Genomic DNA, 22,007 nt, shown 5'->3' with positions numbered 1-22,007 from the left:
TGCCACACTAGAGGCGGGGTCCATGTCGGACCTCGCCTCTAGTCTGTTCCGGTGGCCAAAGCGAAATCGAACTACCGGTGCTCCGAATGCAAATCCGTCGTGCCCAAATGGGTCGGCCGCTGCCCCGAGTGCGACACGTGGGGCTCCATGTCCGAAGTGTCCGTCGTCGCTCCGGTCGCCAGTCGCGCGGGGGCATCGCTCGCCAAGGCCGGATCGGCCGCTGTCCTGCCCACCACACCCGCCACTCCGCTCACCCAGATCGACAGCCAGAGCACCAAGGCCAAGCCCACCGGGATCGGTGAACTCGATCGAGTTCTCGGCGGTGGTGTTGTTCCCGGGTCGGTCGTCCTGCTCGCCGGGGAACCTGGCGTCGGCAAATCCACGCTGCTGCTCGAGGTCGTCTACCGGTGGGCGATGCGGAGTCCGCAAGACCGCGCGCTGTACGTCACCGGAGAGGAGTCGGCCGGGCAGGTCAGGCTCCGGGCCGATCGCACCAATTCCGTCCACGAACGGATGTATCTGGCCGCGGAAAATGATCTCGCGACCATCCTCGGCCACGTCGAGCAGGTCAAACCCACCCTGGTGATCGTCGACTCCGTGCAGACCATGCTCGCGGCCGACGTCGACGGCGTTGTCGGTGGCGTCACACAGGTCAAAGCGGTCACCAGCGCGCTCACGTCGTTGGCGAAATCCAGTGGAATCCCTGTACTCCTTATCGGCCACGTCACCAAGGACGGAGCCGTGGCCGGCCCACGGTCGCTCGAGCATCTCGTCGACGTTGTCCTACATTTCGAAGGAGACAAACACTCCACGCTTCGCATGGTCCGCGGCGTGAAGAACCGATTCGGAGCAGCCGACGAGGTGGGTTGTTTCGAACTCACCGAACAAGGCATCAACGAGATCAGCGATCCGTCCGGATTGTTCCTTCACCATCGGGAAGAGATGGTGGAGGGCACTGCTGTCACCGTGATGATGGACGGCAAACGCCCGCTGCTCGGCGAAGTACAGGCATTAGTGGCGCCTACCCCACTCCCCACTCCCCGCCGCGCTGTGAGCGGCCTGGACACCGCGCGCGTCGCCATGGTTCTGGCGGTACTCGAGCGACGCGCCGGAGTATCGATCGCCAAAGCCGACGTCTACGCGGCAACGGTGGGCGGCATGCGAATGACGGAACCGGGTGCCGATTTGGCCCTCGCCATCGCCGTGACGTCCGCAGTGAAGGGAAAGCCAGTTCCCAAGGGAATGGTGATCCTCGGCGAAGTCGGACTCGCCGGTGAGGTTCGCCGAGTTGCCGGCGTCAACCGACGACTGATCGAAGCTGCCCGATTGGGATTCACGAGCGCAATAGTGCCGGTCGACTCCGGGCCGAACATTCCCGGTATGCGAGTCAACGAAGTGACGAACATAGCCGAAGCATTGACCTACGCCGGTTTGCTCGGTGGCAAGCAGGGCGCGCCTCGACCCAAGCTCACCCCCGTCAAATGACGGAGGTGCTCAGCACAGGGCAATCAGACGGACGAGGTCCCGAACGGCGAGGTCGGAACGCCGTCCACAAATTCCTGGGTCTTGGCAAAATGCTCGGCCGTGATGGTCAGGAACAGTCCACGCGACGTTCCGACAATGACGTCCGGATCAGCCGCCGGACCTTCGACGATGACAGCTTCTGCGCTGGTGTAGACCTTGCGGCGAACGGTGCCCTCGACGCGAGCCCGGAACTCGAGAACCGAACCAAGCGGAATCGGCCGAGCAAAGTCGATCTCGAGGTGACCGGTCACCACCGGAGTGCCGAGGACCATGCATGCCACGCCCTGCACCTCGTCGAAAGCGGTGGAGAGAATTCCGCCGTGAATGACTCCGGGTCCACCCTGGTACTTCTTCGCGACTTCGAGGCGTCCGGTCACTTCGAGGCCCTCGCCCGCCTTGAAACTCATCGCCATCCCGGCCGGCTGATCGTCGCCGCAACCGAAGCACTTCGACCAGTGCTGAGGCAACTTCTCACCCGCCGCCGGGAAGAATTCGACGGGCACGGGCACGGTCAGGTCGTCAGGCAAAGTCCAGGAGCTACTCACGGATAGGTAATCTAATCGAAGGATCTGCCAGTACCAGCTATCGGACCCGGACTTAGTGACATCGACCTCAGCAGGGAGTTTCTCAATGATCAGTGCGATGGCGGATCCCCAGTCGTCGCCGGCGTTGAGAGAAACCATCGCCAGATTGGCCCCCGGAACCGCGCTGCGCGACGGCCTCGAACGCATTCTTCGAGGTCGCACCGGCGCCCTGATCGTCCTCGGTTACGACGACGAGATCGAAGCGCTCTGCGACGGTGGTTTCAACCTCGACGTCGAGTTCGCGCCCACCCGCCTTCGGGAACTCTCGAAGATGGACGGTGCCGTGGTGCTGTCCACGGACGGCTCGCACATCGTCCGCGCAAATGTTCAACTCGTTCCGGACCACAAAATCCCGACCGTCGAATCCGGTACTCGGCACCGGGCAGCGGAACGCACGGCAATCCAGACCGGATACCCGGTCGTGTCGGTAAGCCAGTCGATGTCGATCGTGAGCGTCTACGTCGGCGGCATCAGACACGTCATCGAAGGTTCCGCCACGATCCTTTCCCGGGCAAATCAAGCCGTTGCGACACTCGAGCGATACAAGGCACGCCTCGACGAGGTCACCAGATCGCTGTCCGTCGTCGAGATCGAGGACTTCGTAACTCTGCGCGACGCATTGACGGTGGTGCAGAGACTCGAGATGGTTCGACGCGTATCGCTCGAAATCGAACAGGACGTCCTCGAACTCGGCACCGACGGTCGCCAGCTCGCCCTTCAGCTCGAAGAACTGGTCGGCGACAACGACATTGCGCGTCAGCTCATCGTTCGCGACTACCTTGCCGGCCCCGAGCCGGTCGGAACCGCCGCGATGGACAATGTGCTCGCTGCCCTGGACCGTGTCACCGATGCCGATCTCCTCGACCTGACAACACTCGCCCGAGTGCTCGGTTACCCGGGCACGATCGAAGCCCTCGATACCCCGATGACACCCCGCGGATACCGGGTTCTCATGCGGGTACCGCGGCTTCAGTTCCATCAGATCCACCGATTGGTCGGATCATTCGGCACCTTGCAAGCTCTGTTGGCTGCTACTGCGGCCGACCTTCAATCAGTCGAAGGTATCGGTGGGCTGTGGGCCCGTCACATCCGCGAAGGTCTGTCACGGCTCGCCGAATCTTCGATCACCGGTTCGTTCAACTAGGCGATATTGAACGGCTCCGCGCCACTACTAGGCGATATTGAACGGCTCCGCGCCGCTACTAGGCGATATTGAACGGCTCCGCGCCGCTACGTAGTGCACCGAGCTGGCCGACCACGGTGTACGCGCCGGGACCCACGGGATTGCGCTGCGGATTCTGCGAAGTGGCGCAGTCCGGAGTCGACGTCGTGGCGGACCAGGCAACCTTGAAGGCGGCCTGCTCCCCCGGTTCGAGGTTGCGCACATCCGGAGCAGGCTGCGGGTAGCAGTCGACGTTGGACCACAGTCGGTTCTTACCGTCGATGCTGTAGACAAGCACCTGCTGGAGTCCACCGGCCAGGTCGCGATCACACGCGGCGGAACCGATGTTCGTGATGACAATCGTGAAGGTCGGTTCCTCACCACCGGCGAAGGTCGGCTTGTCTGCGGTTGCCTTGACTGCGAGGGACGAGTCGGCACACTGCCCAGCAGGCACCGGAGCCGCACTGGTCGCCGAGGTTGTCGAACTCGCAGCAGCGGACGTCGCAGAACCATTCGAACCGGAATCACCACTGCCGCCGCCACCGTTGCCGCCGGAACTGTTGCTTCCTGACGGGTTCGGCGTGAACGACACCTCCGACGTCAGTGAGGAAGTCACGGCCGCGGCATCTGCTTCGGCAGGATCGTCTCCCCCACCGACCAGTGCCGAAATCGCCCAGATCAGCAACACCAGGGCGATAACGGCAGCACCGATGGCCAGAGCCCGGCGACGCCAGTAGATCTGAGGGGGCAGTGGTCCATTCGGTTCCAACACGGTCTCAACGGTAGTTGGCGAAAGGCTCACAAACGGTCAGCTGAGACGGCGTGTCGGCACCGTGTGACGAAGGACTGCGGGGATTATCCCGGCCTACTCGCCGATTTCGCCTACTACGCCCTGCAGGCGCATGTGTCCGTCGGACAGCGTGTAGGTGACACCTGCGATCGCGCACTCTCCCTTGGCCACCTTGTCGGCAATGATTCGTGACCGCTGCATGATGAGCGAGCCCGTCTCGACAACGTGCCGGCCCTCGAGTTCGTCGACAGTCTTCAGGCCTTCGTTGCGTCCCATGAGAATGGACGGCGCAACGCGTTCGATCACACTGCGAATGAAACCGTCTGGCACTGCGCCCTTGTCGAGAGCGTCGAGCGTGGCTTTGACGGCGCCACAGCCGTCGTGCCCGAGCACAACGATGAGAGGCACGTTGAGAACATGGACGGCGTACTCGATGGAGCCGAGAACGGAATCGTCGAGCACGTGACCTGCAGTGCGGACGACGAACATGTCACCCAACCCCTGATCGAAGATGATCTCGGCGGCAACACGTGAATCACCACAACCGAACAGCACGGCGGTGGGGTGCTGTTCGTTGACCAGCTTCGCGCGATCCGCGATTCCCTGGCTGGGATGGATGGACTCGCCGCCCACAAATCGCTCGTTTCCCTCACGGAGGGACTTCCAGGCGGACTTAGGACTTGAATTCGGCATTTCAATATTGTGCACCCGCCGCGATTTTCCGACACATCGGGAAGGGCCTGGTCGCGGAAACCAACCGCCTTGTCCGTAGTCCGGCGCACGAAGGAGCGCGGACCTCCGCAGCGTACGATCCCCCCAGGCCTTATCGAACGATAGCTAATGGAGAAGTCATGGTCACGAAGAATTCGGCGAAAACCGCCACCACCGAGGCCAGTTGGCGACTGATCGAGCCACTCGAACTGAGCCCCATCCTCCAAGCTGCCCTCGAAGGATTCTACGACAACGGCTTCCACGGCACCTCAGTGCGAGACATCGCGCGTCGCGTCGGTGTCACGATTCCTGCGCTGTACTACCACCATCAGAGCAAGGAAGGGATTCTCCTCGCGCTCTTGGAGATCTCGACCGGCGACGTGCTCGCGCGTGCACACACCGCATCGGCCGACGGCGGTGACGACCCGTGCGAACAGCTCACGAATGTCGTCGAAGCAATCGTGCTGCGCATGACAACCCGATCGCGCCTGGCTGCCCTCGAAGGTGAGGTGCGGTACCTCAGCCCCGAGAACCGGCAGCGATACCGCGTTGTCCGCAAGGGCATCGAGGAACTCGCCCTCGGCATCGTCAGCGATGGCGTCGAACGAGGAGTGTTCTCTGTCGCCGATACAGCCGAGACCACTCGCGCACTACTCGCCATGTGTCAGTCCATTCCGCGGTGGTACCACGCGGAAGGCGAACTCAGCCCGGAGGAAGTCGCCAAGAAATACGCAGAGATCGCCCTGAACACGGTGGGATACAAGCCTCGCCGCAAGCGGACTCGCTAGTTCTCACAGTGCTGCGTACTGCGCTCGAAGTTCGCGCTTGAGTATCTTTCCGGTAGCGCCAAGTGGAAGTTCAGCAACGACGTCGATCGATTTCGGGCACTTGTATCCGGCGAGACGTGCTCGCGTGAATGCGAGTATCGCGGTGGCATCGAGTTCGTGATCTGCAGCAGCTACCACCACCGCCTTGACTGCCTCACCCCAGACCGGATCCTCCACTCCGACAACGGCAACCTGTGAAACGCCGGGATATTCGGCGATCACCGATTCGACCTCGACGGGGTACACGTTCTCGCCACCGGAGATGATCATGTCCTTGATCCGATCGGTGATGTAGACGTATCCATCGTCGTCGATCCGTCCGACATCGCCGGTGTGAAACCAACCGTCTGCATCGATCGCAGCCGCCGTCTCAGTCGGACGTTCGTAGTAGCCCTGCGTAGTCTGCTCGGATCTGATGCAGATCTCCCCCGACTCTCCAAGTGCTACCGACTCTCCAAGCATTCCTTCGGATGTTCCCGCGCCCACAACCTTCAACTCCACCCAGGGGTACGGCTTGCCCACCGACCGCAACAGCGAGACTCTCTCTCCGTCAAGTGAATGGTCGGCCGCATCGAGTTGTGTTACAGCTCCGTGCGTTTCGGTCAAACCGTAGACCTGAAACAGCGGGGTGTCGAATGTGTCGAGAGCTCGCCTCAACACTGCCGGTGTGATCGGCGAGGACCCGTAGGCGATAGATCTGAGCGCTGCAAAATCTCGGTCTCGCGCGCCCGGTACTTCGACCATCATCCCGATCACGGAAGGCACCAGGAATGTATTCGTGATGCTCATGGTCTCCAACACGTCCAGCAGGTCAGGCGGCGTGAACTCCGACAGAATCACGTTGTGCGCGCCGTTCGCGAGACCGACGAGGACCCAACCCAATCCACCGATGTGAAACAGCGGCATCGCACACAAGCTGACGGATGATTCGTCGAATCCCCACGGGCCACCGGTCTGTGTGCACGCCCCGAGGTTCCGGTTCGACGTGAGAACGCCTTTGGGCTTTGCCGTCGTACCGGACGTATAGAGTTGCAGAACAACGTCATCCGAGCCTCCACGCCAACCGGGATCCACCGCGCTCGCACCAGCCAATCGAGCTTCGTAGTCCAATGGGCCGGTGCCGTCGATCTGAACCCACCGCTGCATCGGCGCTCCGGATTCCCGGACTGCGGAGACCACCCCGTCGAATTCACTGTGAAAGAACAACACTTGCGCTTCCGAATCGGCGAGCACCTCGGCGGCCTCCGCACCGGACAATCGCCAATTCACCGGGATGGTCACTGCCCCGATCTTCGCCGCGGCCAGCACTGCCTCGACTACCTGCGTGGAACTTCTGTCCACGACCGCCACCCGAGAGCCCGGACCACAACCGAGCGCGATCAGGACATTCGCAAGCCTGTTTGTTCGAATATCCAACTCCGCGAAAGTGATCGAACCATCACGGCCAGTCAGAGCAAGGGCGTCGGGGCGAGCAAGAGCATGACGACGACTCTCGTCGGCGAGGCGGTACTCCGTAATCATGTGAGTAGATCTTTCTCAGTTCGAAGGAGCGGATTCATTGCGGCAGGGCAGCCTCGAAGCTTGCCGCTACGACAGGGCCCCGAGGTGTTTCATGACATCGGGGTACCGACGCAAATGCGCACCGCCATTGACGTCGAGAACCTCCCCCGTTGTCCACGACGACGCGTCGGAGGCCAGGTAGAGCACAGCTTCCGCAACATCGCGCGGCGACCCGTTACGTCCGAGCGGGGTGTTCTCCGTGAAATCTGCCTGGATGACCGGGACAGATGTCAGCCCCTCGACAAGGGGTGTCTCGACCAGACCGGGTGAGACGGCGTTAACCCTGATTCCGCGCTCACCGAGCTCGAGCGCTGCAACCTCGGTGAGCATGGCGAGACCTGCTTTGGCGGAGCAGTATCCCGCAAACCCTGCGGCAGCCTGGCGTGCGTTCAGAGAGGTGATCGAGACGATCGCTCCCCCGGCCTCCATCGCTCGGGCAGCATGTTTGATGACGAAGAACCCACCGGTCAGGCAGATATCCACCGTGCGCCTCCACGTATCGGCGTCCAACTCGGTGATGAATCCGGGCAGATTCAAGCCGGCGCAGTTGACCGCAATGTCCACCCGACCGAGCCTCGCCCGAGTTTCTTCGAAGACCGTGCGAACCGATTCCTCGTCGACAACATCGACGCACACGGCTTCGGCTCCCCTGCCGAGTTCGACGGCGCGGGACCGTCCACCTTCGACATCGATGTCTCCGATCACGACAGTTGCACCTTCTGACGCCAGCAATTGTGCTGTTGCCCAACCGATGCCGGATGCTCCGCCGATGACGACCGCCACTTTCCCCGCAACACGTGTCGACATCAGCGAGGAATGTTCTCGTAGTAGGGGACCACGATTTCGTCCGTGCTGGTGACGTCGCCGAGCATCATTGTCGTAATGGGGTGGACGACGTGTGGATCCACCTCGACGTTGATGCATGCGGGCACCCCAGCGTCGAATGCACGCTTCATCGCGTCGGCGATAGATGCAACATCCTTCACTCGCTCGCCGTACCCGCCGAAGGCCTCGGCAACCTTCTCATATGCGCTGTCCGCGAGCTCTGAGACGACGATACCTTCATCCCCGTACACAGCTTCCTGACCATGGATCGACATCCCCCACACTGCGTTGTTGAATACCACTGTCACAACGGGTATTCCGTGACGGTCCATGGTGTCGAATTCCTGGATGTGGAATCCTGCAGCACCGTCGCCGGTGATCAGCACGACGGGCGATTCCGGGCGCGCACGATGTGCGCCGATGGCAAATCCCGGCCCGACTCCCAGACAACCGAGATATCCGAGGCGCAGAACGCCACCCACTTGTTCTGTCGTCGTGAAGAATTCACCCCATGACGGCGCCTCGGCACCGTCCATGACAAAGGTCGTGCCGGGAGGGCAAGCCTCTACGATCGCGCGCGCCGCAAAGTACGGATGCGCCTTGCCGGTCTGCGTCTGCTCATCCGTGAATCCATGACGATGTGCGTGCTTCGCACTGGTGGCGGCCTCGACCCAGGTCCTCCAGTCGGGCCATTGACGTTGATCAGCAGCAGTTTTCAACGCAACGAGCGCCTCGCGGCAGTCGGCGAGGATCGGAACCTCGACATCCTGCATACGTCCGATTTCGGACGCGTCGACGTCGATCTGTATCAATCGCGCGCCAGGGAACAAGCTGGTGCGCCCGCCGGTGAACATTCCGGCCCGGGCTCCGACTATCAGCACTACGTCGGGAGTGGGCTGTCCGAGCGCAGGCAAAGACCCGATCGCCAACAGTCCACCGCCGGCGAGACGATGACTTGCGGGTATCGCTCCATCCGACTTTCCCGGGTAGAACACGGGTACATCCACTGCTTCCGCGAATGCCACCAGAGCCTCGCCGGCGCGGGAGAACGTGACACCACCGCCGATGACTATCGCAGGATTGTTCGCTTCGCCAAGAACATCGAGTGCGGCTTCGACGGCCGAGGCAGTTGGACCGGGCCGGGCGTCGACTGTGTAGTTCGCGGGGAATCTCACGGCGTTTTCGTCGGCCTCGCCGAACATCACGTCGATCGGAACTTCGAGCAGAACCGGACCCGGAATTCCGGTCGTAGCCTTACGAATAGCCAGTGCAACGATTTCGGGTACGCGTGCGGGGTCGGTTATGCGATAGGCCCACTTGGTCACCGGTGTGGCCGCTGCTATCTGATCGAACCCACCTTGCAGCGGATTCGTCTCGGTCTCGCGCATCGGCGGAGCGCCCACAACGAAGATGGTCGGGGTGCGATCGAGGAGCGCATTTGTCAGCGCGGTGTAGACGTTGGTAAAGCCAGGACCGGACGTGACGACACAAACGCCGTACGTCCCGGTCACCCGCGCGTAGGCGTCGGCGGCATGTCCGGCAGTGGCTTCGTGACGGGTGTCGGTGAGGCGAATGCCGTTTCGCCGACAGGCAACGAGGAAAGCATCCAAATGCCCTCCGTGCAGGGTGAATACCTCGGTAGTTCCAGCTTCGGCCAGGGCTCTGGCAAGTAGTTCGCCACCATTGACAGTCATGTGTTGTCCTTCCGGAAATCATGGCGCTTGATTAACGATCGCTAAGTATCTGAACAGTAGCGTGGGTCACAGTGCGGCGCCAGAGTGGCATTATGCGAACACATGGCACGTAACTCACCGCAGACCGATCGCATCGTCATGCTCACCGAACTGTTGGCATCCGATCCCAAAACTGGGCGAAGCCTCGCCGACATTGCTCGGCACCTAGGGGTCGCAAAGGCAACCTGCTATCCCATGGTCGTCGCGCTGGCGGAGTCGGGCTGGCTCGTCCGCCATCCCGTTCGCAAGACGTACCAACTCGGCCCCGCCCTGGTCCCGATCGGTCAGGCCGCCTCTCGCGCAACCGATGTCGTCGATCTCGCCCGAACCGTCATGCACGAATTGGCCGACACGTCAGAACTGGCATGCCTGGGATTCATCCGGTCAGGCGCCGATCTGGTTGTCGCAGAAGTTGTTCAACCGATCTCCGGACGCAGCGGAACGCTCGGACTACGCGTCGGCGACAAGGTGTTGATGGCACCACCATTAGGCGCCGCACTGGCAGCTTGGTACGGGCAGGATCAACTCGACGAGTGGCTTCAACTCGGTACAAAAGCCCTGAGCACGGAGACCGACTTTTTACAGGCAGAGTACGAACCGATCCTCGACACTGTCCGGGAGCGCGGATTTGCCGTGGAATGCCTTTGGCAACAGGACCGTTCGATCTCCGATGCGGTCGCAGAGTTGCGCAAACCGGGGGTTGGCGGACAGCGGGCCGCGCTCGCACTGAGAGAGGCACGTCGACTGCTGTCCGCGGACGTTGCCGTGGGAACAATCGACCCGAACGCGCACTACCAACTGCTGTCCGTGAACGCGACCGCATTCGATCAAGACACATCACCCGCACTGATTCTCTGCCTGGTCGACGCACCGTCATCCGTAACCGGGGAACGCATTACCGAACTCGGCGTACTTGTGCGCGAAGCCGCCGAACGGGTCACCACGCTGATGCATGGCCGTTCACCCAACCCATTGACATCTGAAGACCGTGCAACATAGCTTATATAGCGATCGCTAAGCTATGTTCAGAGCAATAACCGCGACCGAAGAGCAAGGAAGTATCCCGTGGGCATACGGTCCAGTGACCAGTACCGAAAAGGCCTCAACGACGACCGTCGGGTCTTCTACCGAGGGAAGAAGATATCCGACGTCTACGCGGAGCCTGAACTGACTCTTGCAGTGGATCATTCGGCACTGTGCTACGACATCGCCGACGACCGACCCGACCTCGCGATCACCGAAGTGGATGGCGAACCAGTCAGCGCGTTCTACGTCGCACCGAACTCCGCCGAAGACCTCGTGCGCCGCGGAGCACTCATCGAAGAGGTATCACGACGCGGCGGCGGAACCATCGTCCTCAAAGAGGTCGGCAGCGACGCATTGTTTGCACTCCTACGCGCCACCACCGGCGAAGGGCTCGACAACGCCCGCGCCTTCTACCAGCGGGTGTGCGAAGGCGACCTGTCCCTGGCCGTCGCCCAAACCGACGTCAAAGGCGACCGTTCACTCGCGCCGCGTCAACAGGCCGACCCCGACCTCTACCTGCACATCGTCGACGAAGACGCCGACTCCATCACCGTGCGCGGCGCCAAATGCCACACCTCGTTCTCTGCGAACGCCGACGAGCTCATCGTGCTGCCCACCCGCGCCATGGGACCCGACGACGCCGACTACGCGGTCTCCTTCGCCATCCCGATCGACACACCGGGCCTCGAACTGTACGTCTCCCCGTACGCTGCCGGGGAACGCAACTCGTTCGAGTTCCCGATCTCCACGAAGCACAAGCTGCTCGAATCGCTCACCGTCTTCAACGACGTACGCGTACCGAAGAATCGGGTCTTCCTCAACCGCCAACCCGAACTCGCCGGACCGCTCGCACTGGCTTTCGTCGACTACCACCGCTTCACCGCCATCAACTACAAACTGCCACTGCTCGACATCATGGTCGGCGCGGCATCGCTGATCGCCGAAGCCAACGGCATCAGCAAAGCCGGCCACGTCAAAGGCAAGATCACGGAACTGATCACCTGGAGCGAAACCGTCCGTGGGCTGGCGCAACTGGCCGCCGTCCGGTCCAAGCCGGGTGCGCACGGCGTTCAGCAGCCCGATCCGCTCGCCGTCAACATGGCCAAATACCACTTCGCCCACGGATTTCACAACGCGGTCGCAATACTCACCGACCTCTCGGGCGGCCTGCTCGCCACCGGTCCCGGAGGCGAAGACTGGGACAACCCCGACATTCGCGCAGTACTCGAAAAGTATTACGCTGCAGCAGTTCCTGCCGAAAAGCGTTTGAGGCTACTCAACTTCATCGCCGACCTCACCGCCCGCGACTACGGCGGATACCAATCCGTACTCGCAACCCACGCAGAAGGCTCACTAGAAGCCGAGAAACTGCAGATCGCACGCTCCTTCGATTCCACGAAGGCACGAAACTACGTCAGCGACCTGGCCGGAATCAGCCACCTCTGACCGACTTCCACTCCGACGCAACAGCAAGGACCCTCATGATCTCAACAGCATTCACGGAAACGTTCGGTGTTCGCCATCCCATCGTGCAGGGCGGTATGCAGTGGGTAGGGCGAGCGGAACTCGTTGCTGCCGTGGCCAATGCCGGCGCACTCGGATTCATAACCGCATTGACACAACCGACACCCGCGGACCTGGCCAACGAAATCGCCCGCTGCCGCGACCTCACCGATCAGCCGTTCGGCGTCAACCTCACGATCCTGCCGTCCATCACACCGCCGCCATATGACGAGTACCGCCAGGTGATCGTCGATTCGGGCGTGAAGATCGTCGAGACCGCCGGCTCCAACCCCGGACCGCACCTGCCGATGTTCCACGACGCCGGAATCAAGGTGCTCCACAAGTGCACCACCGTGCGCCACGCGGTGAAGGCTCAGGACCTCGGTGTCGACGGCATCAGCATCGACGGCTTCGAATGCGCCGGTCACCCCGGCGAAGACGACGTAGCCGGGTTGGTTCTGATCCCCGCAGCGGCAGAGAAGATTTCGATTCCGATGATCGCCTCCGGCGGATTTGCCGACGCCCGCGGACTCGTCGCCGCCCTTGCTCTCGGCGCCGACGGCATCAACATGGGCACACGCTTCATGTGCACCGTCGAATCGCCGATTCATCAGAACATCAAAGAAGCCATCGTCGCCGCCGACGAGACCCAGACCGAACTCATCTTCCGGCCACTGCGCAACACCGCTCGCGTCGCCAGCAACACGGTCAGCCGCGAGGTGGTCGACATCCTCTCACGTGGAGGACAATTCGAAGACGTCCGCGAACTGGTCGCCGGCGCCCGCGGACGCACCGTCTACGAGAAGGGCGATCCCGACGCCGGCATCTGGACCGTCGGAACCTCGCAGGGACTGATCCACGACATCCCTACCGTCGACGACATGGTGCAGCGCATGGTCTCCGAAGCCGAGGACATCATCGGAGCGCGTCTGCGCTCGATGACCGAACGCGTTTCCGTCTAGGACAGGAGGGGAAGTATGCGTCGCACACTCTTCACCGAAGATCACGAAGCCTATCGAGATTCCGTCCGCGAGTTCATCGCCCGTGAGGTGAGCCCACACTACGACGACTGGGAAGAAAACCGTCTCGTGGACCGATCGGCATGGCTTGCCGCCGGTAAGATGGGCATCGTCGGCTTGGCCGTACCCGAACAGTACGGCGGGTCAGGAGAACTCGACTACCGCTACCGTTACATCGTTGCCGAAGAGATCGCCCGTAGCGCCACCACTTCGTTCGGCGCCGGGCTCGGACTCCAGGACGATATCGTCATCCCGTACATCGCCGATCTCGGTACCGACGAGCAGAAACAACGCTGGCTTCCGGGAATGGCTGCCGGAGAGATCATCTGCGCCATTGCGATGACCGAACCGGGAACCGGTAGCGATCTGCAGGGCATCAAGACGACTGCCGTTCGTGACGGGGACGACTGGATCTTGAACGGCCAGAAGACATTCATCACGAGCGGTATCCATGCCGATATCGTGATCGTCGCTGCCCGTACCGATCCCAGCGCAGGATCGCGCGGCTTCAGCCTCCTGGTCGTCGAACGTGAGATGGAAGGGTTCACCCGCGGTCGCAAGCTCCACAAAGTGGGTCTTGCAGGCCAGGACACAGCCGAATTGTCATTCGAGAACGTCCGAGTTCCGGCAAGCAACCTACTCGGTACAGAGGGCGGCGGACTCATCCATTTGATGGAACGACTTCCCCGCGAGCGACTCTCGATTGCCGTCAGCGCAATCTGCGTGGCACGTGCAGCCTACGAATGGACCAAGGCCTATGCCTTCGACCGCAGTGCCTTCGGAAAGCCCATCGGCGACTTCCAGAACACACGATTTGCGCTCGCCGAGATGCTCACCGAAATCGACGTGACACAGGCATACGTCGACAATGCAGTCCTGGCGATCAACGACGGGGAACTCTCCGCCGTCGAAGCGGCGCAGGCAAAATGGTGGGCAAGTGAACTACAAAAGCGTGTCGTGGACCGATGCGTCCAACTGCACGGCGGGTACGGCTACATGATGGAATACCCGATTGGGCGAGCTTACGTCGACAGTCGAATTCAAACGATCTACGGTGGGACCACCGAGATCATGAAGGAGATCATCGGTCGGGACATCGCCAAGAACTGACAGGCGTTGAGACGATCGAAACCGTCGGACCCACACCACCACTGGTATGGGTCCGACGTGCACTCAGCGGACAATCTTGCCCTGCCGGTACTCACAGCCGCCCCAGACCCCGGTCTGTGCAGTATCGGCCGCGTAGGCGCCGCACGCGATGGTGATGGGGCACCGGGCGCAGGTCTCGGCCGCGTAGTCGAACGCCTCACTCGGGTGGGGGAACCACCGGTCTGGGTGCCGATCACCTCGGCAGGCGGCGACGGCCCAGTCTCCGACCTCCTCCGAGACAGGCAGCAGGTCAGCCAAGGTCATCATCGTCGTCATGGGATGTGCCTCCTTCCAAGGCAATTCAGAGATGAGGAGTCAATTCACGCCAGATCGTGTGTTGGCGTTTGCGGTCGGTGCGAGGCGTTCGAGGTACCCAGAGGAGCGGCATGCCTGACTCTTCCGGGGTCTGATCGGACTTGGCGTTATTGCAGGTCAGGCAGCACGCTACGAGGTTCGACCAGCTGTTGTTTCCGCCTCGGCTACGTGGGTACACGTGGTCGACCGTCGTCGCCCCCGCCGCGCCGCAATACGCGCACCGATAGTGGTCTCGCGCCAGAACGCCGGCGAAACTCGCGCGGGTGTCGTCGTCGATCGTCGGACGTGGCGGGGTGTGCACGTACTCGAACAGCTGGATCGTCCGCGGCAGCGGGATTGCCACATGCTGGGAGCGCACGACGAAGCGCGGAGAGTGCTCGACCAGAGTGAGTGCAAGATCCTCGACGAGCAGCACGACCGCGCGAGCGGCGGGTACGAGGTCGAAGTCCTCGTAGGTGGCGTTGAGGACTCGCACTTGCGCGTTCATCCAGGTTCGGGTGGTGATGGCGGTGGGTGGGCGAGGCATGACAATCGACAACCTTGTTCTCTCACAGAGGGAGTGGTGGTTCTCGAGGTGTGATCGTCCGGGGTGGCCGAGGTCGGCCGTGAGGTCACCCGTTGGGTGAGCTGGTATCGGGACGCACACGCCCCGAGTGGTGGGGCTTCAGCACATGCGGAATCCGGCGGCCGTGCCGGAGTTTTCCGCCAGCCGGTCCAGGAAACGAATCATCGACTGCGACTTGCGGTACGAGTACAAGCTGGCGTGCATTCGAGCGTCCTTCCTGATCGTGTGCGTCGGCTGTGAGTCACCCAGTGTGCCACGTCAAAGCTGAGATGTATTGCAAATATTCACGGACGGCAACCCGTCGCTCAGTTCACCCGGCCTACCGCTACCCGCCGAACACCGCCGCCCGCTTGCCTTGGAACGCCGCGACACCTTCCGCAAAATCAGCACCGGCGAGTAGTGAGATCTGTCCGGCACGCTCACGCTCGAAGGCAGAGTCCAGTTCGGTCAGGGTGGCGTCGTTGATCGCGTCCTTGGTCTGCTGGAATGCCTTGCCCGGCCCGCTACCCAGGCGACGAATCAGCTCCGCAAGCTCGTCGTCGAATGCGTCGTCCGGGCAGACCTGCGAGATCAGTCCACTGTCGAAAGCGTCTCGTGCCGAAAGTTTTTCCGCTAGGAGTGCCATTCGCATGGCCCGAGCCCGGCCGATCGACGCCGCAACAAGAGCTGTTGCACCGCCGTCAGGCATCAAGCCCACCTTGGTGAAGGCGAGCAGGAGGTAACTGGACTCCGCAGCTAGGGTGAGATCACACGCCAATGCCAGTGAAACACCCACTCCTGCAGCGGGACCTCGCACCGCTGCGATCACGGGGCTGGGGAACGACCTGATGGCACGCGCCAGGTCGTTGGCGGCATCGATGGTGTCCGCGGAGGGCGGACCCGACAACACTGCATCAGCCAGGTCCGCCCCGGTGCAGAATGCTCTGCCTGCTCCCTCGAGTACCGCTACCCGTACGTCGCCGCGACGCGCGTGATCGTCGAAGATCGTAGAGAGATTCTGCAACGCTTCGGTGTTCACCGCATTCATTCGATGCGGGCGGTTGATCACAACACGAAGTACGCCGTTGTCATGGGTCGAGTAGACGTCTGGTCGTGTTGCAGTCATGTCGGGTCCTTGTCGTTCAGGCAGTCGTCCGGTCGGGGCAGGAAGCGGCGACGGAAGGGTCTTGCCGAAGTAAGCGATTCACTGATATTCATACCTTAGCGAGCGATAAGTAACAAGGAGAAACAGACTATGTCCGACCTACTCGAAATCAGTACACCGACGCCGGGCATTGCCCTGCTCACTCTCAATCGACCCGAACGACTCAACGCGCTCGACGTCCATCTGGTCGCGGCACTAACTGCAGCGCTGGACGACATCGCGTCGGATAGAACATGTCGTGTCGTGGTCATCACCGGTGCGGGACGAGCGTTCTGCGCCGGGCTCGACCTCAAGGGCTACGGCGACTCCGAGCGAGACGAGGCAGAAGGCAGAACCCTTGCGGCGTTCGGACGACAGCAGGACATTGCACATCTGACCGAGCGAATCAATTCACTCCCCCAGCCTGTGATCGCCGCGGTGAACGGGCCGGCGGCGGGCGGCGGACTAGCACTGGTCTGCGCCAGTGACATCCGGATATCCGCACCCGAGGCAGTATTTGCGGTCTCGTTCATCACCGCCGGATACTCGGCGTGCGATATTGGCGTCTCGTGGTTGTTGCCACGCATCATCGGGGCCGGCAATGCACACGAACTGATGCTGACCGGGCGTCGATTCGACGCCGCGCATGCGCGATCCATCGGGCTCGTTTCCCAAGTTGTCGACTCGGAAAACCTTCTCACCGAAGCACTTCGAATCGCCGGTGAGATCCTGAACAATCCGCCGGTCTCGGTCGAGATGACAAAGAAGGGCATGTGGTTGGCACTGGAAACCCCGACCCTGCATGCGGCGATCGAGTTCGAGAACCGCCAGCAGGTCATTACCGCTCTCACCGAGGACGCTGCAGAAGCTACTGCGGCATTTCTCGAGAAGCGGGCTCCGACCTACCGGCGGCGTTGACGACCTGGGGGGACCTGCCTTCAGGTCCCCCCATTTCAGGTGCCCGCCACTTCAGGCCCCAAGCCAGTCACTCAACACGGCTGCTGTATCCGCGCCGGGTTTGGGCGCCCCCGCGGGCTGAGTCGTTGCTGTCCGGGAGAATCGCGGTGCCGGCGCCGACTGCACTATTCCGTCGGCTTCGACCAAAGTTCCACGGTGCGCCAGGTGTGGGTGAGTTGCAGCTTCCGCCGGACTCAGCACCGGCGCAACGCACGCATCCGTCGATTCGAAGAGCGCCGTCCACTCGTCACGTGTACGTGCGGCAAACGCTTCTGTGAATCGCTCGCGCAGTTCCGGCCAGCCATCCTGATCCATCTGTTCGGGCAGTGACGCGGGATCGAATCCCAGACCGTCGAGCAGCGCTCGATAGAACTGCGGCTCGAGTGCACCGACAGCAACGAACTTGCCGTCCGAGCAGCGATACGTGTCGTAGAACGGAGTCGAACCGTCCAGCAGATTGGTTGCGCGAGAATCACTCCACTGCCCGCTGCCCCGCAGCGACCAGATCATCTGTGCCAGTACTGACGTTCCGTCGACTATGGCTGCGTCGATCACCTGGCCTTTACCGGACTTCTCGCGTTCGTACAGCGCGGAGACGATTCCCAGGATCAAGAACATCGAGCCACCACCGAAGTCGCCCACGAGATTCAACGGGACCACGGGCTTGTCGGCTGGGCCGATCGTATGGAGGACACCGGTCAGCGCAAGGTAAGTGATGTCGTGCCCCGCGCGCTGAGCGAGTGGGCCGTCCTGCCCCCAACCCGTCATGCGGGCGTAGATCAGTCGGTCGTTGATCTTCCTGCAGTCGTCCGGACCGAACCCCAGCCGTTCAGTAACGCCGGGGCGGAAACCTTCCACCAACACATCGGTTTTCGCAATAAGGGCCCTGACGAGTTCCCGTCCCGCGTCGGTCTTGAGATCAGCCTCGATCGAGCGGCGACCGCGCAACAATTGGTCCTGATCCTTGGGCGAGATTTCCAGCCCGCCCGACGGACGTTCGACGCGGACGACATCGGCTCCTAGATCGGCCAGCATCATCGCAGCGTGCGGTCCCGGCCCGAGGCCGGCGAACTCCAGTACGCGCACTCCATGCAACGGGCCGCTCATCGTGCGCCGGCATTGTCTGAATAACGAGCACGCAGTGTACCTTTGACAAGTTTTCCGGTAGGGGTGCGCGGAAGATCGGTGCTGAACACGAGCCGCTTCGGCAGCTTGTACTTCGCAATCTGCCCCCGCAGATGATCGAGCAATTCGTCGCGAAGCGCATCATCTGCTTCCAGACCGGGAACAGGCTCCACAACTGCCATCACGATCTCGCCCATCTCGTCGTCGGGAACACCGATCACTGCCGCATCCAACACCGACGGATGTTCGATCAGCGCGTTCTCGATTTCCTGCGGATAGATGTTCACACCACCGGAGATGATCATGAACGACTTACGATCAGTCAGGAACAGATAGCCGTCCTCGTCGACATATCCGACATCACCCGTCGTTGTCCATGTCGGATGTTCGGGATGCTGTGCCTCCCGGGTCTTTTCAGGTGCGTTGTGGTAGTTGAATGGAAGTGCATCACGTTCGAAGTACAGGGTGCCCACTTCTCCCACAGGCAGATCCTCACCGTTCTCGCCGCAGATATGCAGAACACCCAAGGCCGCCCGGCCCACCGTTCCCGGTTTACGCAACCATTCGTCGGAATGGACGATAGTCATACCGTTCAACTCCGTCGACGAGTAGTACTCGTCGAGAATCGGGCCCCACCACTCGATCATCCGACGCTTCACGTCAACCGGGCACGGCGCCGCAGCATGCACCGCCAGACGCAACGACGAAATGTCGTAACGCTCTCGCGTTTCCTGTGGAAGTTTGAGCATCCGAACAAACATCGTCGGAACCCACTGGCTGTACGTCACGCGGTACTTCTCGATGTACTCGAGTGCCTTCTCTTCATTGAACCTGTTCATCACCACGACGGTTCCGCCCAACGCCTGTACCGATGCACAGGTACGAAGCGGTGCAGCGTGATACAGCGGAGCCGGCGAAAGATAGACATCGGAATCCGTAACGCCCCAAGCAGTCTGATTCATCACCGTCATCTGATCACCGGCATCCTGAATCTGACGATCAGGCAACGCCGGCTTGATCCCCTTGGGCCGACCGGTCGTTCCCGACGAGTACAACATGTCGGCACCACGAGGCTGATCCGGCAACGGCACATCGGACTCGAGCGCCGCCGCCGCGTCGAGCGAGGCATATCCCTCGAGCTCGCCGCCGAAGGACAACCGAATCACATTCGCCGGAATGAGATCGGCCAATGTTCCCGCCAATTCGGGTAGCGCTGAATCGACGATGACAATCTTGGCGTCACAATCCTCGACAATGTAGGCACCCTCGGGAGCGGTCAAATGCCAGTTCACCATCGTGAGATAAACACCCGACCGCATGGCGGCCCAGTAGATGTCGAAAACTTGAATGTTGTTGGTCGCGAGTACCGCCAGATTGTCGCCGCGTCGCAAACCCAATTCGTGCAGAACACGCGCGATGCGAATCGAATTCGCTTCCAACTCCGCAAACGTCACCACCGCACCGGTCTCCGCGACGATGACAGCAGCTTTGTCCGGGGTTGTTGCGACATAGGCTCCGGGGTACATGGTTTTCACTCCAAGGTTTCGTTCACGAAAGATGAATGGTTCCAGCTCATTCGAAGGACAGAGCCACTTTTCCGACAGCAGACCGGTCTTTCAGGGATGTCAACGCATCCACGGCACGATCTGACGGATAGAGAGTCGGTTCGGGCACTCGCAGAATTCCGGACTCGAGCAAAGGGTAAAGCACATTCCATTGACGGGCAAGGTATCCGGGATCGGTTCGCAGATACTCACCCCATCCGGCGCCCATCACCGAAATATTTTTCAGCAGAAGTCGATTGACCTTGACAGTCGGTATCTCACCGCCAGTGAAGCCCAAGACGATCAGGCGACCGTTGGGAGCGAGACTGCGCAAGCTGTCCGTGAAACGATCACCACCGACGGGGTCGAGAATGATATCGACGCCGCGACCGTTCGTGATCTCGCGAACTTGATCTTTCCAGCCGTCAACCAAGACGACATGCGATGCTCCCGACTCGGCAGCCAGTGCGGCCTTCTCCGGCGTGCTCACGACCGCAATGGTTTCGAGCCCGAGCGCGGCAGCGACATGCAATGCGGCAATACCCACTCCACCTGCAGCGCCGTGAACCAACACCGTCTCACCAGCTCGATACCGAGCTCGCTCGTCGAGCGCGAAATGCACAGTCAGGTAGTTGACCAGAAATCCGGATCCTGCTGTGAGAGAAACGGAATCAGGGAGCGGGAAGACCGAGGACGGCTTCACGGCCACAGTACGCTGCCAGGATCCGTCCTCCGTGGACAACACGGCTACGCGGTCACCCGGGGACAGATCCGACCCTGCCGGCACACTACGAACAACTCCCGCGCCTTCCAATCCGAGAACACATGGCAAGTCACGCGCCATCTGATAACTGCCGGTGGTCTGCAGAAGATCCGGAAAACACACTCCGGCGGCATGCAGATCCACCACTACCCGCGTCGGGTCTGTCGGCTCGGCGATATCCACCGAACGCAACCCTTCCGGTCCGATCAATTCGGCTAGCTGGACCGCGTGCATACATGCTCCTCGTGGTGATCCGACATCTTTGACTGTTCGGGCACGCCCGTGGTAACAGTTTAACGAGCGCTAGGTAAGACTTTACGACGAGAGGCAGTCCGTGGCAATCACGCCCGAGCACCAGACATCCGAAGCAGCAGCACTGTACGAGGTTCGTGGGCAGGTTGCGATCATCACCCTGAATCGGCCGCGGGCCCTGAACGCGGTGAACGCGGCTCTGTCGACCGCGGTCGGCACCTTGCTGGAACAGGCCGAAGCCGACGCCGACGTGCGCGTCGTCGTGATCACCGGCTCCGGCCGCGCGTTCTGCGCCGGCGCGGACCTCAAGGCGCTGTCGGCGGGAGAGAGCACCGACGCCGACGGCCATCCCGAATGGGGTTTCGCAGGTTACGTACAGCACTGGATCAGCAAGCCGACCATAGCCGCGGTCAACGGATTTGCACTCGGCGGTGGCACCGAACTGGTGCTCGCGAGCGACCTTGCAGTGGTCGACGAGAACGCGCAGCTCGGCCTGCCCGAGGTCAAGCGCGGATTGTTCGCCGCTGCCGGCGGTGTAATCCGGCTGCAGCAACAAGTCCCACGGAAGGTGGCGCTCGAAATTGCCCTGACCGGCGAACCGATCACGGCCGCTCAGGGCAAGGAACTCGGCCTGGTCAACCGAGTGGCACCGGCGGGAACCGCACTGGACATTGCACTCGAATTGGCGGAGCAGATTGCGGCAAACGCGCCGCTGTCGGTGCGGGAGTCGAAGTCGATGATCCATCGAACCGCAACGGCATCGGACTGGGAGCCTGATGTGTGGGCAGCCAACGCCGCTGCAATGAAGGTGGTCTTCACCAGCGCCGACGCACAGGAAGGCCCGCTGGCCTTTGCACAGAAGCGCCCGGCTGTCTGGACCGGCCGCTGAGCCGTTCCCTATGCGCCACCGGAATCCTCGATTCCGGTGGCGGGTACGGGTTTACGTCACC

The 22,007-nt window shown here is 61.7% G+C and carries 21 protein-coding genes; 9 read left to right on the top strand and 12 right to left on the bottom strand.

Going from position 1 to position 22,007, the window contains the following annotated elements; all coding sequences use genetic code 11:
• Positions 1 to 51 precede the first annotated feature (51 nt).
• Positions 52 to 1,485 carry a DNA repair protein RadA gene (gene radA, locus CJ178_RS23935; protein ID WP_033232563.1) on the top strand — a complete coding sequence of 478 codons (1,434 nt, stop codon included), beginning with the start codon at positions 52 to 54 and terminating at the stop codon, positions 1,483 to 1,485.
• Positions 1,486 to 1,508: 23 nt separating this feature from the next.
• On the opposite strand, the gene CJ178_RS23930 is transcribed toward radA, so the two are convergent.
• Positions 1,509 to 2,069: a PaaI family thioesterase gene (locus tag CJ178_RS23930; RefSeq protein ID WP_045068397.1), complete on the bottom strand. Its 561-nt coding sequence runs from the start codon at positions 2,067 to 2,069 to the stop codon at positions 1,509 to 1,511.
• 97 nt (positions 2,070 to 2,166) lie between these two features.
• On the opposite strand from CJ178_RS23930, the gene disA reads away from it, so the two are divergent.
• A complete protein-coding gene (gene disA, locus CJ178_RS23925; protein ID WP_033232701.1) occupies positions 2,167 to 3,252 on the top strand; it encodes a DNA integrity scanning diadenylate cyclase DisA in 1,086 nt (361 codons plus the stop codon).
• Positions 3,253 to 3,310: 58 nt separating this feature from the next.
• On the opposite strand, the gene CJ178_RS23920 is transcribed toward disA, so the two are convergent.
• On the bottom strand, positions 3,311 to 4,042 hold the full coding sequence (locus CJ178_RS23920) for a DUF4232 domain-containing protein (RefSeq protein ID WP_045068394.1): 732 nt from the start codon (positions 4,040 to 4,042) through the stop codon (positions 3,311 to 3,313).
• Positions 4,043 to 4,135: 93 nt separating this feature from the next.
• Positions 4,136 to 4,753 carry a carbonic anhydrase gene (locus CJ178_RS23915; protein WP_033232570.1) on the bottom strand — a complete coding sequence of 206 codons (618 nt, stop codon included), beginning with the start codon at positions 4,751 to 4,753 and terminating at the stop codon, positions 4,136 to 4,138.
• Between the two features lie 158 nt (positions 4,754 to 4,911).
• Here CJ178_RS23915 and CJ178_RS23910 point away from each other — a divergent pair, with 158 nt between their 5' ends.
• Positions 4,912 to 5,559 (top strand): TetR/AcrR family transcriptional regulator, encoded by a 648-nt coding sequence (locus CJ178_RS23910; protein WP_095888170.1) that lies wholly within the window; start codon positions 4,912 to 4,914, stop codon positions 5,557 to 5,559.
• A gap of 3 nt (positions 5,560 to 5,562) precedes the next feature.
• Here the strand turns inward: CJ178_RS23910 and CJ178_RS23905 are convergent, their stop codons facing one another.
• From CJ178_RS23905 to CJ178_RS23895, 3 genes are all read right to left on the bottom strand, one after another.
• The gene (locus tag CJ178_RS23905; RefSeq protein WP_095888169.1) at positions 5,563 to 7,119 is read right to left on the bottom strand and encodes a long-chain-fatty-acid--CoA ligase; all 1,557 of its coding nucleotides are present in this window, start codon (positions 7,117 to 7,119) and stop codon (positions 5,563 to 5,565) included.
• A gap of 66 nt (positions 7,120 to 7,185) precedes the next feature.
• Positions 7,186 to 7,965, bottom strand: coding sequence for an SDR family NAD(P)-dependent oxidoreductase (locus CJ178_RS23900; protein ID WP_033236369.1), 780 nt, complete (start codon positions 7,963 to 7,965; stop codon positions 7,186 to 7,188).
• Positions 7,965 to 9,677 (bottom strand): thiamine pyrophosphate-binding protein, encoded by a 1,713-nt coding sequence (locus CJ178_RS23895; RefSeq protein ID WP_095888168.1) that lies wholly within the window; start codon positions 9,675 to 9,677, stop codon positions 7,965 to 7,967. The genes CJ178_RS23900 and CJ178_RS23895 overlap by 1 nt, the downstream gene beginning before the upstream one ends.
• A gap of 102 nt (positions 9,678 to 9,779) precedes the next feature.
• On the opposite strand from CJ178_RS23895, the gene CJ178_RS23890 reads away from it, so the two are divergent.
• The 4 genes from CJ178_RS23890 to CJ178_RS23875 all read left to right on the top strand — a co-directional run bounded on the left by CJ178_RS23890 (position 9,780) and on the right by CJ178_RS23875 (position 14,374).
• The gene (locus CJ178_RS23890; protein WP_095888167.1) at positions 9,780 to 10,715 is read left to right on the top strand and encodes a helix-turn-helix domain-containing protein; all 936 of its coding nucleotides are present in this window, start codon (positions 9,780 to 9,782) and stop codon (positions 10,713 to 10,715) included.
• 66 nt (positions 10,716 to 10,781) lie between these two features.
• On the top strand, positions 10,782 to 12,188 hold the full coding sequence (locus CJ178_RS23885) for a 4-hydroxyphenylacetate 3-hydroxylase N-terminal domain-containing protein (protein ID WP_033236366.1): 1,407 nt from the start codon (positions 10,782 to 10,784) through the stop codon (positions 12,186 to 12,188).
• Between the two features lie 35 nt (positions 12,189 to 12,223).
• Entirely contained in the window at positions 12,224 to 13,207 is a 984-nt protein-coding gene (locus CJ178_RS23880) for an NAD(P)H-dependent flavin oxidoreductase (RefSeq protein ID WP_033236365.1), read from the top strand.
• 15 nt (positions 13,208 to 13,222) lie between these two features.
• Positions 13,223 to 14,374 carry an acyl-CoA dehydrogenase family protein gene (locus tag CJ178_RS23875; RefSeq protein WP_095888166.1) on the top strand — a complete coding sequence of 384 codons (1,152 nt, stop codon included), beginning with the start codon at positions 13,223 to 13,225 and terminating at the stop codon, positions 14,372 to 14,374.
• A 63-nt stretch (positions 14,375 to 14,437) separates the two neighbouring features.
• Here CJ178_RS23875 and CJ178_RS23870 read toward each other — a convergent pair whose 3' ends face one another.
• The 3 genes from CJ178_RS23870 to CJ178_RS23860 form a co-directional block, all read right to left on the bottom strand.
• Positions 14,438 to 14,689, bottom strand: a complete 252-nt coding sequence (locus CJ178_RS23870) for a WhiB family transcriptional regulator (protein ID WP_033236363.1) — start codon at positions 14,687 to 14,689, stop codon at positions 14,438 to 14,440.
• 25 nt (positions 14,690 to 14,714) lie between these two features.
• On the bottom strand, positions 14,715 to 15,254 hold the full coding sequence (locus CJ178_RS23865) for an HNH endonuclease (protein ID WP_045068379.1): 540 nt from the start codon (positions 15,252 to 15,254) through the stop codon (positions 14,715 to 14,717).
• Positions 15,255 to 15,618: 364 nt separating this feature from the next.
• Positions 15,619 to 16,398 carry an enoyl-CoA hydratase gene (locus CJ178_RS23860; protein ID WP_095888165.1) on the bottom strand — a complete coding sequence of 260 codons (780 nt, stop codon included), beginning with the start codon at positions 16,396 to 16,398 and terminating at the stop codon, positions 15,619 to 15,621.
• A gap of 129 nt (positions 16,399 to 16,527) precedes the next feature.
• On the opposite strand from CJ178_RS23860, the gene CJ178_RS23855 reads away from it, so the two are divergent.
• Positions 16,528 to 17,334 (top strand): enoyl-CoA hydratase/isomerase family protein, encoded by an 807-nt coding sequence (locus CJ178_RS23855; RefSeq protein WP_045068374.1) that lies wholly within the window; start codon positions 16,528 to 16,530, stop codon positions 17,332 to 17,334.
• A gap of 51 nt (positions 17,335 to 17,385) precedes the next feature.
• Here CJ178_RS23855 and CJ178_RS23850 read toward each other — a convergent pair whose 3' ends face one another.
• Genes CJ178_RS23850 through CJ178_RS23840 form a run of 3 tightly spaced genes read right to left on the bottom strand, consistent with a single transcriptional unit; the run spans position 17,386 to position 21,039 of the window.
• On the bottom strand, positions 17,386 to 18,480 hold the full coding sequence (locus CJ178_RS23850; protein WP_045068371.1) for a CaiB/BaiF CoA transferase family protein: 1,095 nt from the start codon (positions 18,478 to 18,480) through the stop codon (positions 17,386 to 17,388).
• Positions 18,477 to 20,024: an acyl-CoA synthetase gene (locus CJ178_RS23845; protein WP_095888164.1), complete on the bottom strand. Its 1,548-nt coding sequence runs from the start codon at positions 20,022 to 20,024 to the stop codon at positions 18,477 to 18,479. The genes CJ178_RS23850 and CJ178_RS23845 overlap by 4 nt, the downstream gene beginning before the upstream one ends.
• Positions 20,025 to 20,070: 46 nt before the next feature.
• Entirely contained in the window at positions 20,071 to 21,039 is a 969-nt protein-coding gene (locus tag CJ178_RS23840) for an NADPH:quinone oxidoreductase family protein (RefSeq protein WP_095888163.1), read from the bottom strand.
• A gap of 106 nt (positions 21,040 to 21,145) precedes the next feature.
• Here CJ178_RS23840 and CJ178_RS23835 point away from each other — a divergent pair, with 106 nt between their 5' ends.
• Positions 21,146 to 21,946, top strand: a complete 801-nt coding sequence (locus CJ178_RS23835) for a crotonase/enoyl-CoA hydratase family protein (RefSeq protein ID WP_095888656.1) — start codon at positions 21,146 to 21,148, stop codon at positions 21,944 to 21,946.
• The last annotated feature ends 61 nt before the right edge of the window (positions 21,947 to 22,007 follow it).

It is taken from the genome of Rhodococcus sp. ACPA4 (assembly GCF_002300185.1).
Lineage (GTDB): Bacteria > Actinomycetota > Actinomycetes > Mycobacteriales > Mycobacteriaceae > Rhodococcus_F > Rhodococcus_F globerula.
The sequence above is the reverse complement of the archived record's forward strand: the minus strand, read 5'-3'. Positions and strand labels throughout refer to the sequence as shown.

What these genes read in the sequence shown, in the direction of transcription:
- CJ178_RS23855 (WP_045068374.1), top strand. Translation starts at nt 16,528, where the DNA reads ATGTCCGACCTACTCGAAATCAGTACACCGACGCCGGGCATTGCCCTG.
- CJ178_RS23880 (WP_033236365.1), top strand. Translation starts at nt 12,224, where the DNA reads ATGATCTCAACAGCATTCACGGAAACGTTCGGTGTTCGCCATCCCATC.
- CJ178_RS23845 (WP_095888164.1), bottom strand. Translation starts at nt 20,024, where the DNA reads ATGTACCCCGGAGCCTATGTCGCAACAACCCCGGACAAAGCTGCTGTC.
- CJ178_RS23865 (WP_045068379.1), bottom strand. Translation starts at nt 15,254, where the DNA reads ATGCCTCGCCCACCCACCGCCATCACCACCCGAACCTGGATGAACGCG.
- disA (WP_033232701.1), top strand. Translation starts at nt 2,167, where the DNA reads ATGGCGGATCCCCAGTCGTCGCCGGCGTTGAGAGAAACCATCGCCAGA.
- CJ178_RS23895 (WP_095888168.1), bottom strand. Translation starts at nt 9,677, where the DNA reads ATGACTGTCAATGGTGGCGAACTACTTGCCAGAGCCCTGGCCGAAGCT.
- CJ178_RS23915 (WP_033232570.1), bottom strand. Translation starts at nt 4,753, where the DNA reads ATGCCGAATTCAAGTCCTAAGTCCGCCTGGAAGTCCCTCCGTGAGGGA.
- CJ178_RS23840 (WP_095888163.1), bottom strand. Translation starts at nt 21,039, where the DNA reads ATGCACGCGGTCCAGCTAGCCGAATTGATCGGACCGGAAGGGTTGCGT.
- CJ178_RS23890 (WP_095888167.1), top strand. Translation starts at nt 9,780, where the DNA reads ATGGCACGTAACTCACCGCAGACCGATCGCATCGTCATGCTCACCGAA.
- CJ178_RS23905 (WP_095888169.1), bottom strand. Translation starts at nt 7,119, where the DNA reads ATGATTACGGAGTACCGCCTCGCCGACGAGAGTCGTCGTCATGCTCTT.
- CJ178_RS23850 (WP_045068371.1), bottom strand. Translation starts at nt 18,480, where the DNA reads ATGAGCGGCCCGTTGCATGGAGTGCGCGTACTGGAGTTCGCCGGCCTC.
- CJ178_RS23875 (WP_095888166.1), top strand. Translation starts at nt 13,223, where the DNA reads ATGCGTCGCACACTCTTCACCGAAGATCACGAAGCCTATCGAGATTCC.
- CJ178_RS23900 (WP_033236369.1), bottom strand. Translation starts at nt 7,965, where the DNA reads ATGTCGACACGTGTTGCGGGGAAAGTGGCGGTCGTCATCGGCGGAGCA.
- CJ178_RS23910 (WP_095888170.1), top strand. Translation starts at nt 4,912, where the DNA reads ATGGTCACGAAGAATTCGGCGAAAACCGCCACCACCGAGGCCAGTTGG.
- CJ178_RS23870 (WP_033236363.1), bottom strand. Translation starts at nt 14,689, where the DNA reads ATGACGACGATGATGACCTTGGCTGACCTGCTGCCTGTCTCGGAGGAG.
- CJ178_RS23860 (WP_095888165.1), bottom strand. Translation starts at nt 16,398, where the DNA reads ATGACTGCAACACGACCAGACGTCTACTCGACCCATGACAACGGCGTA.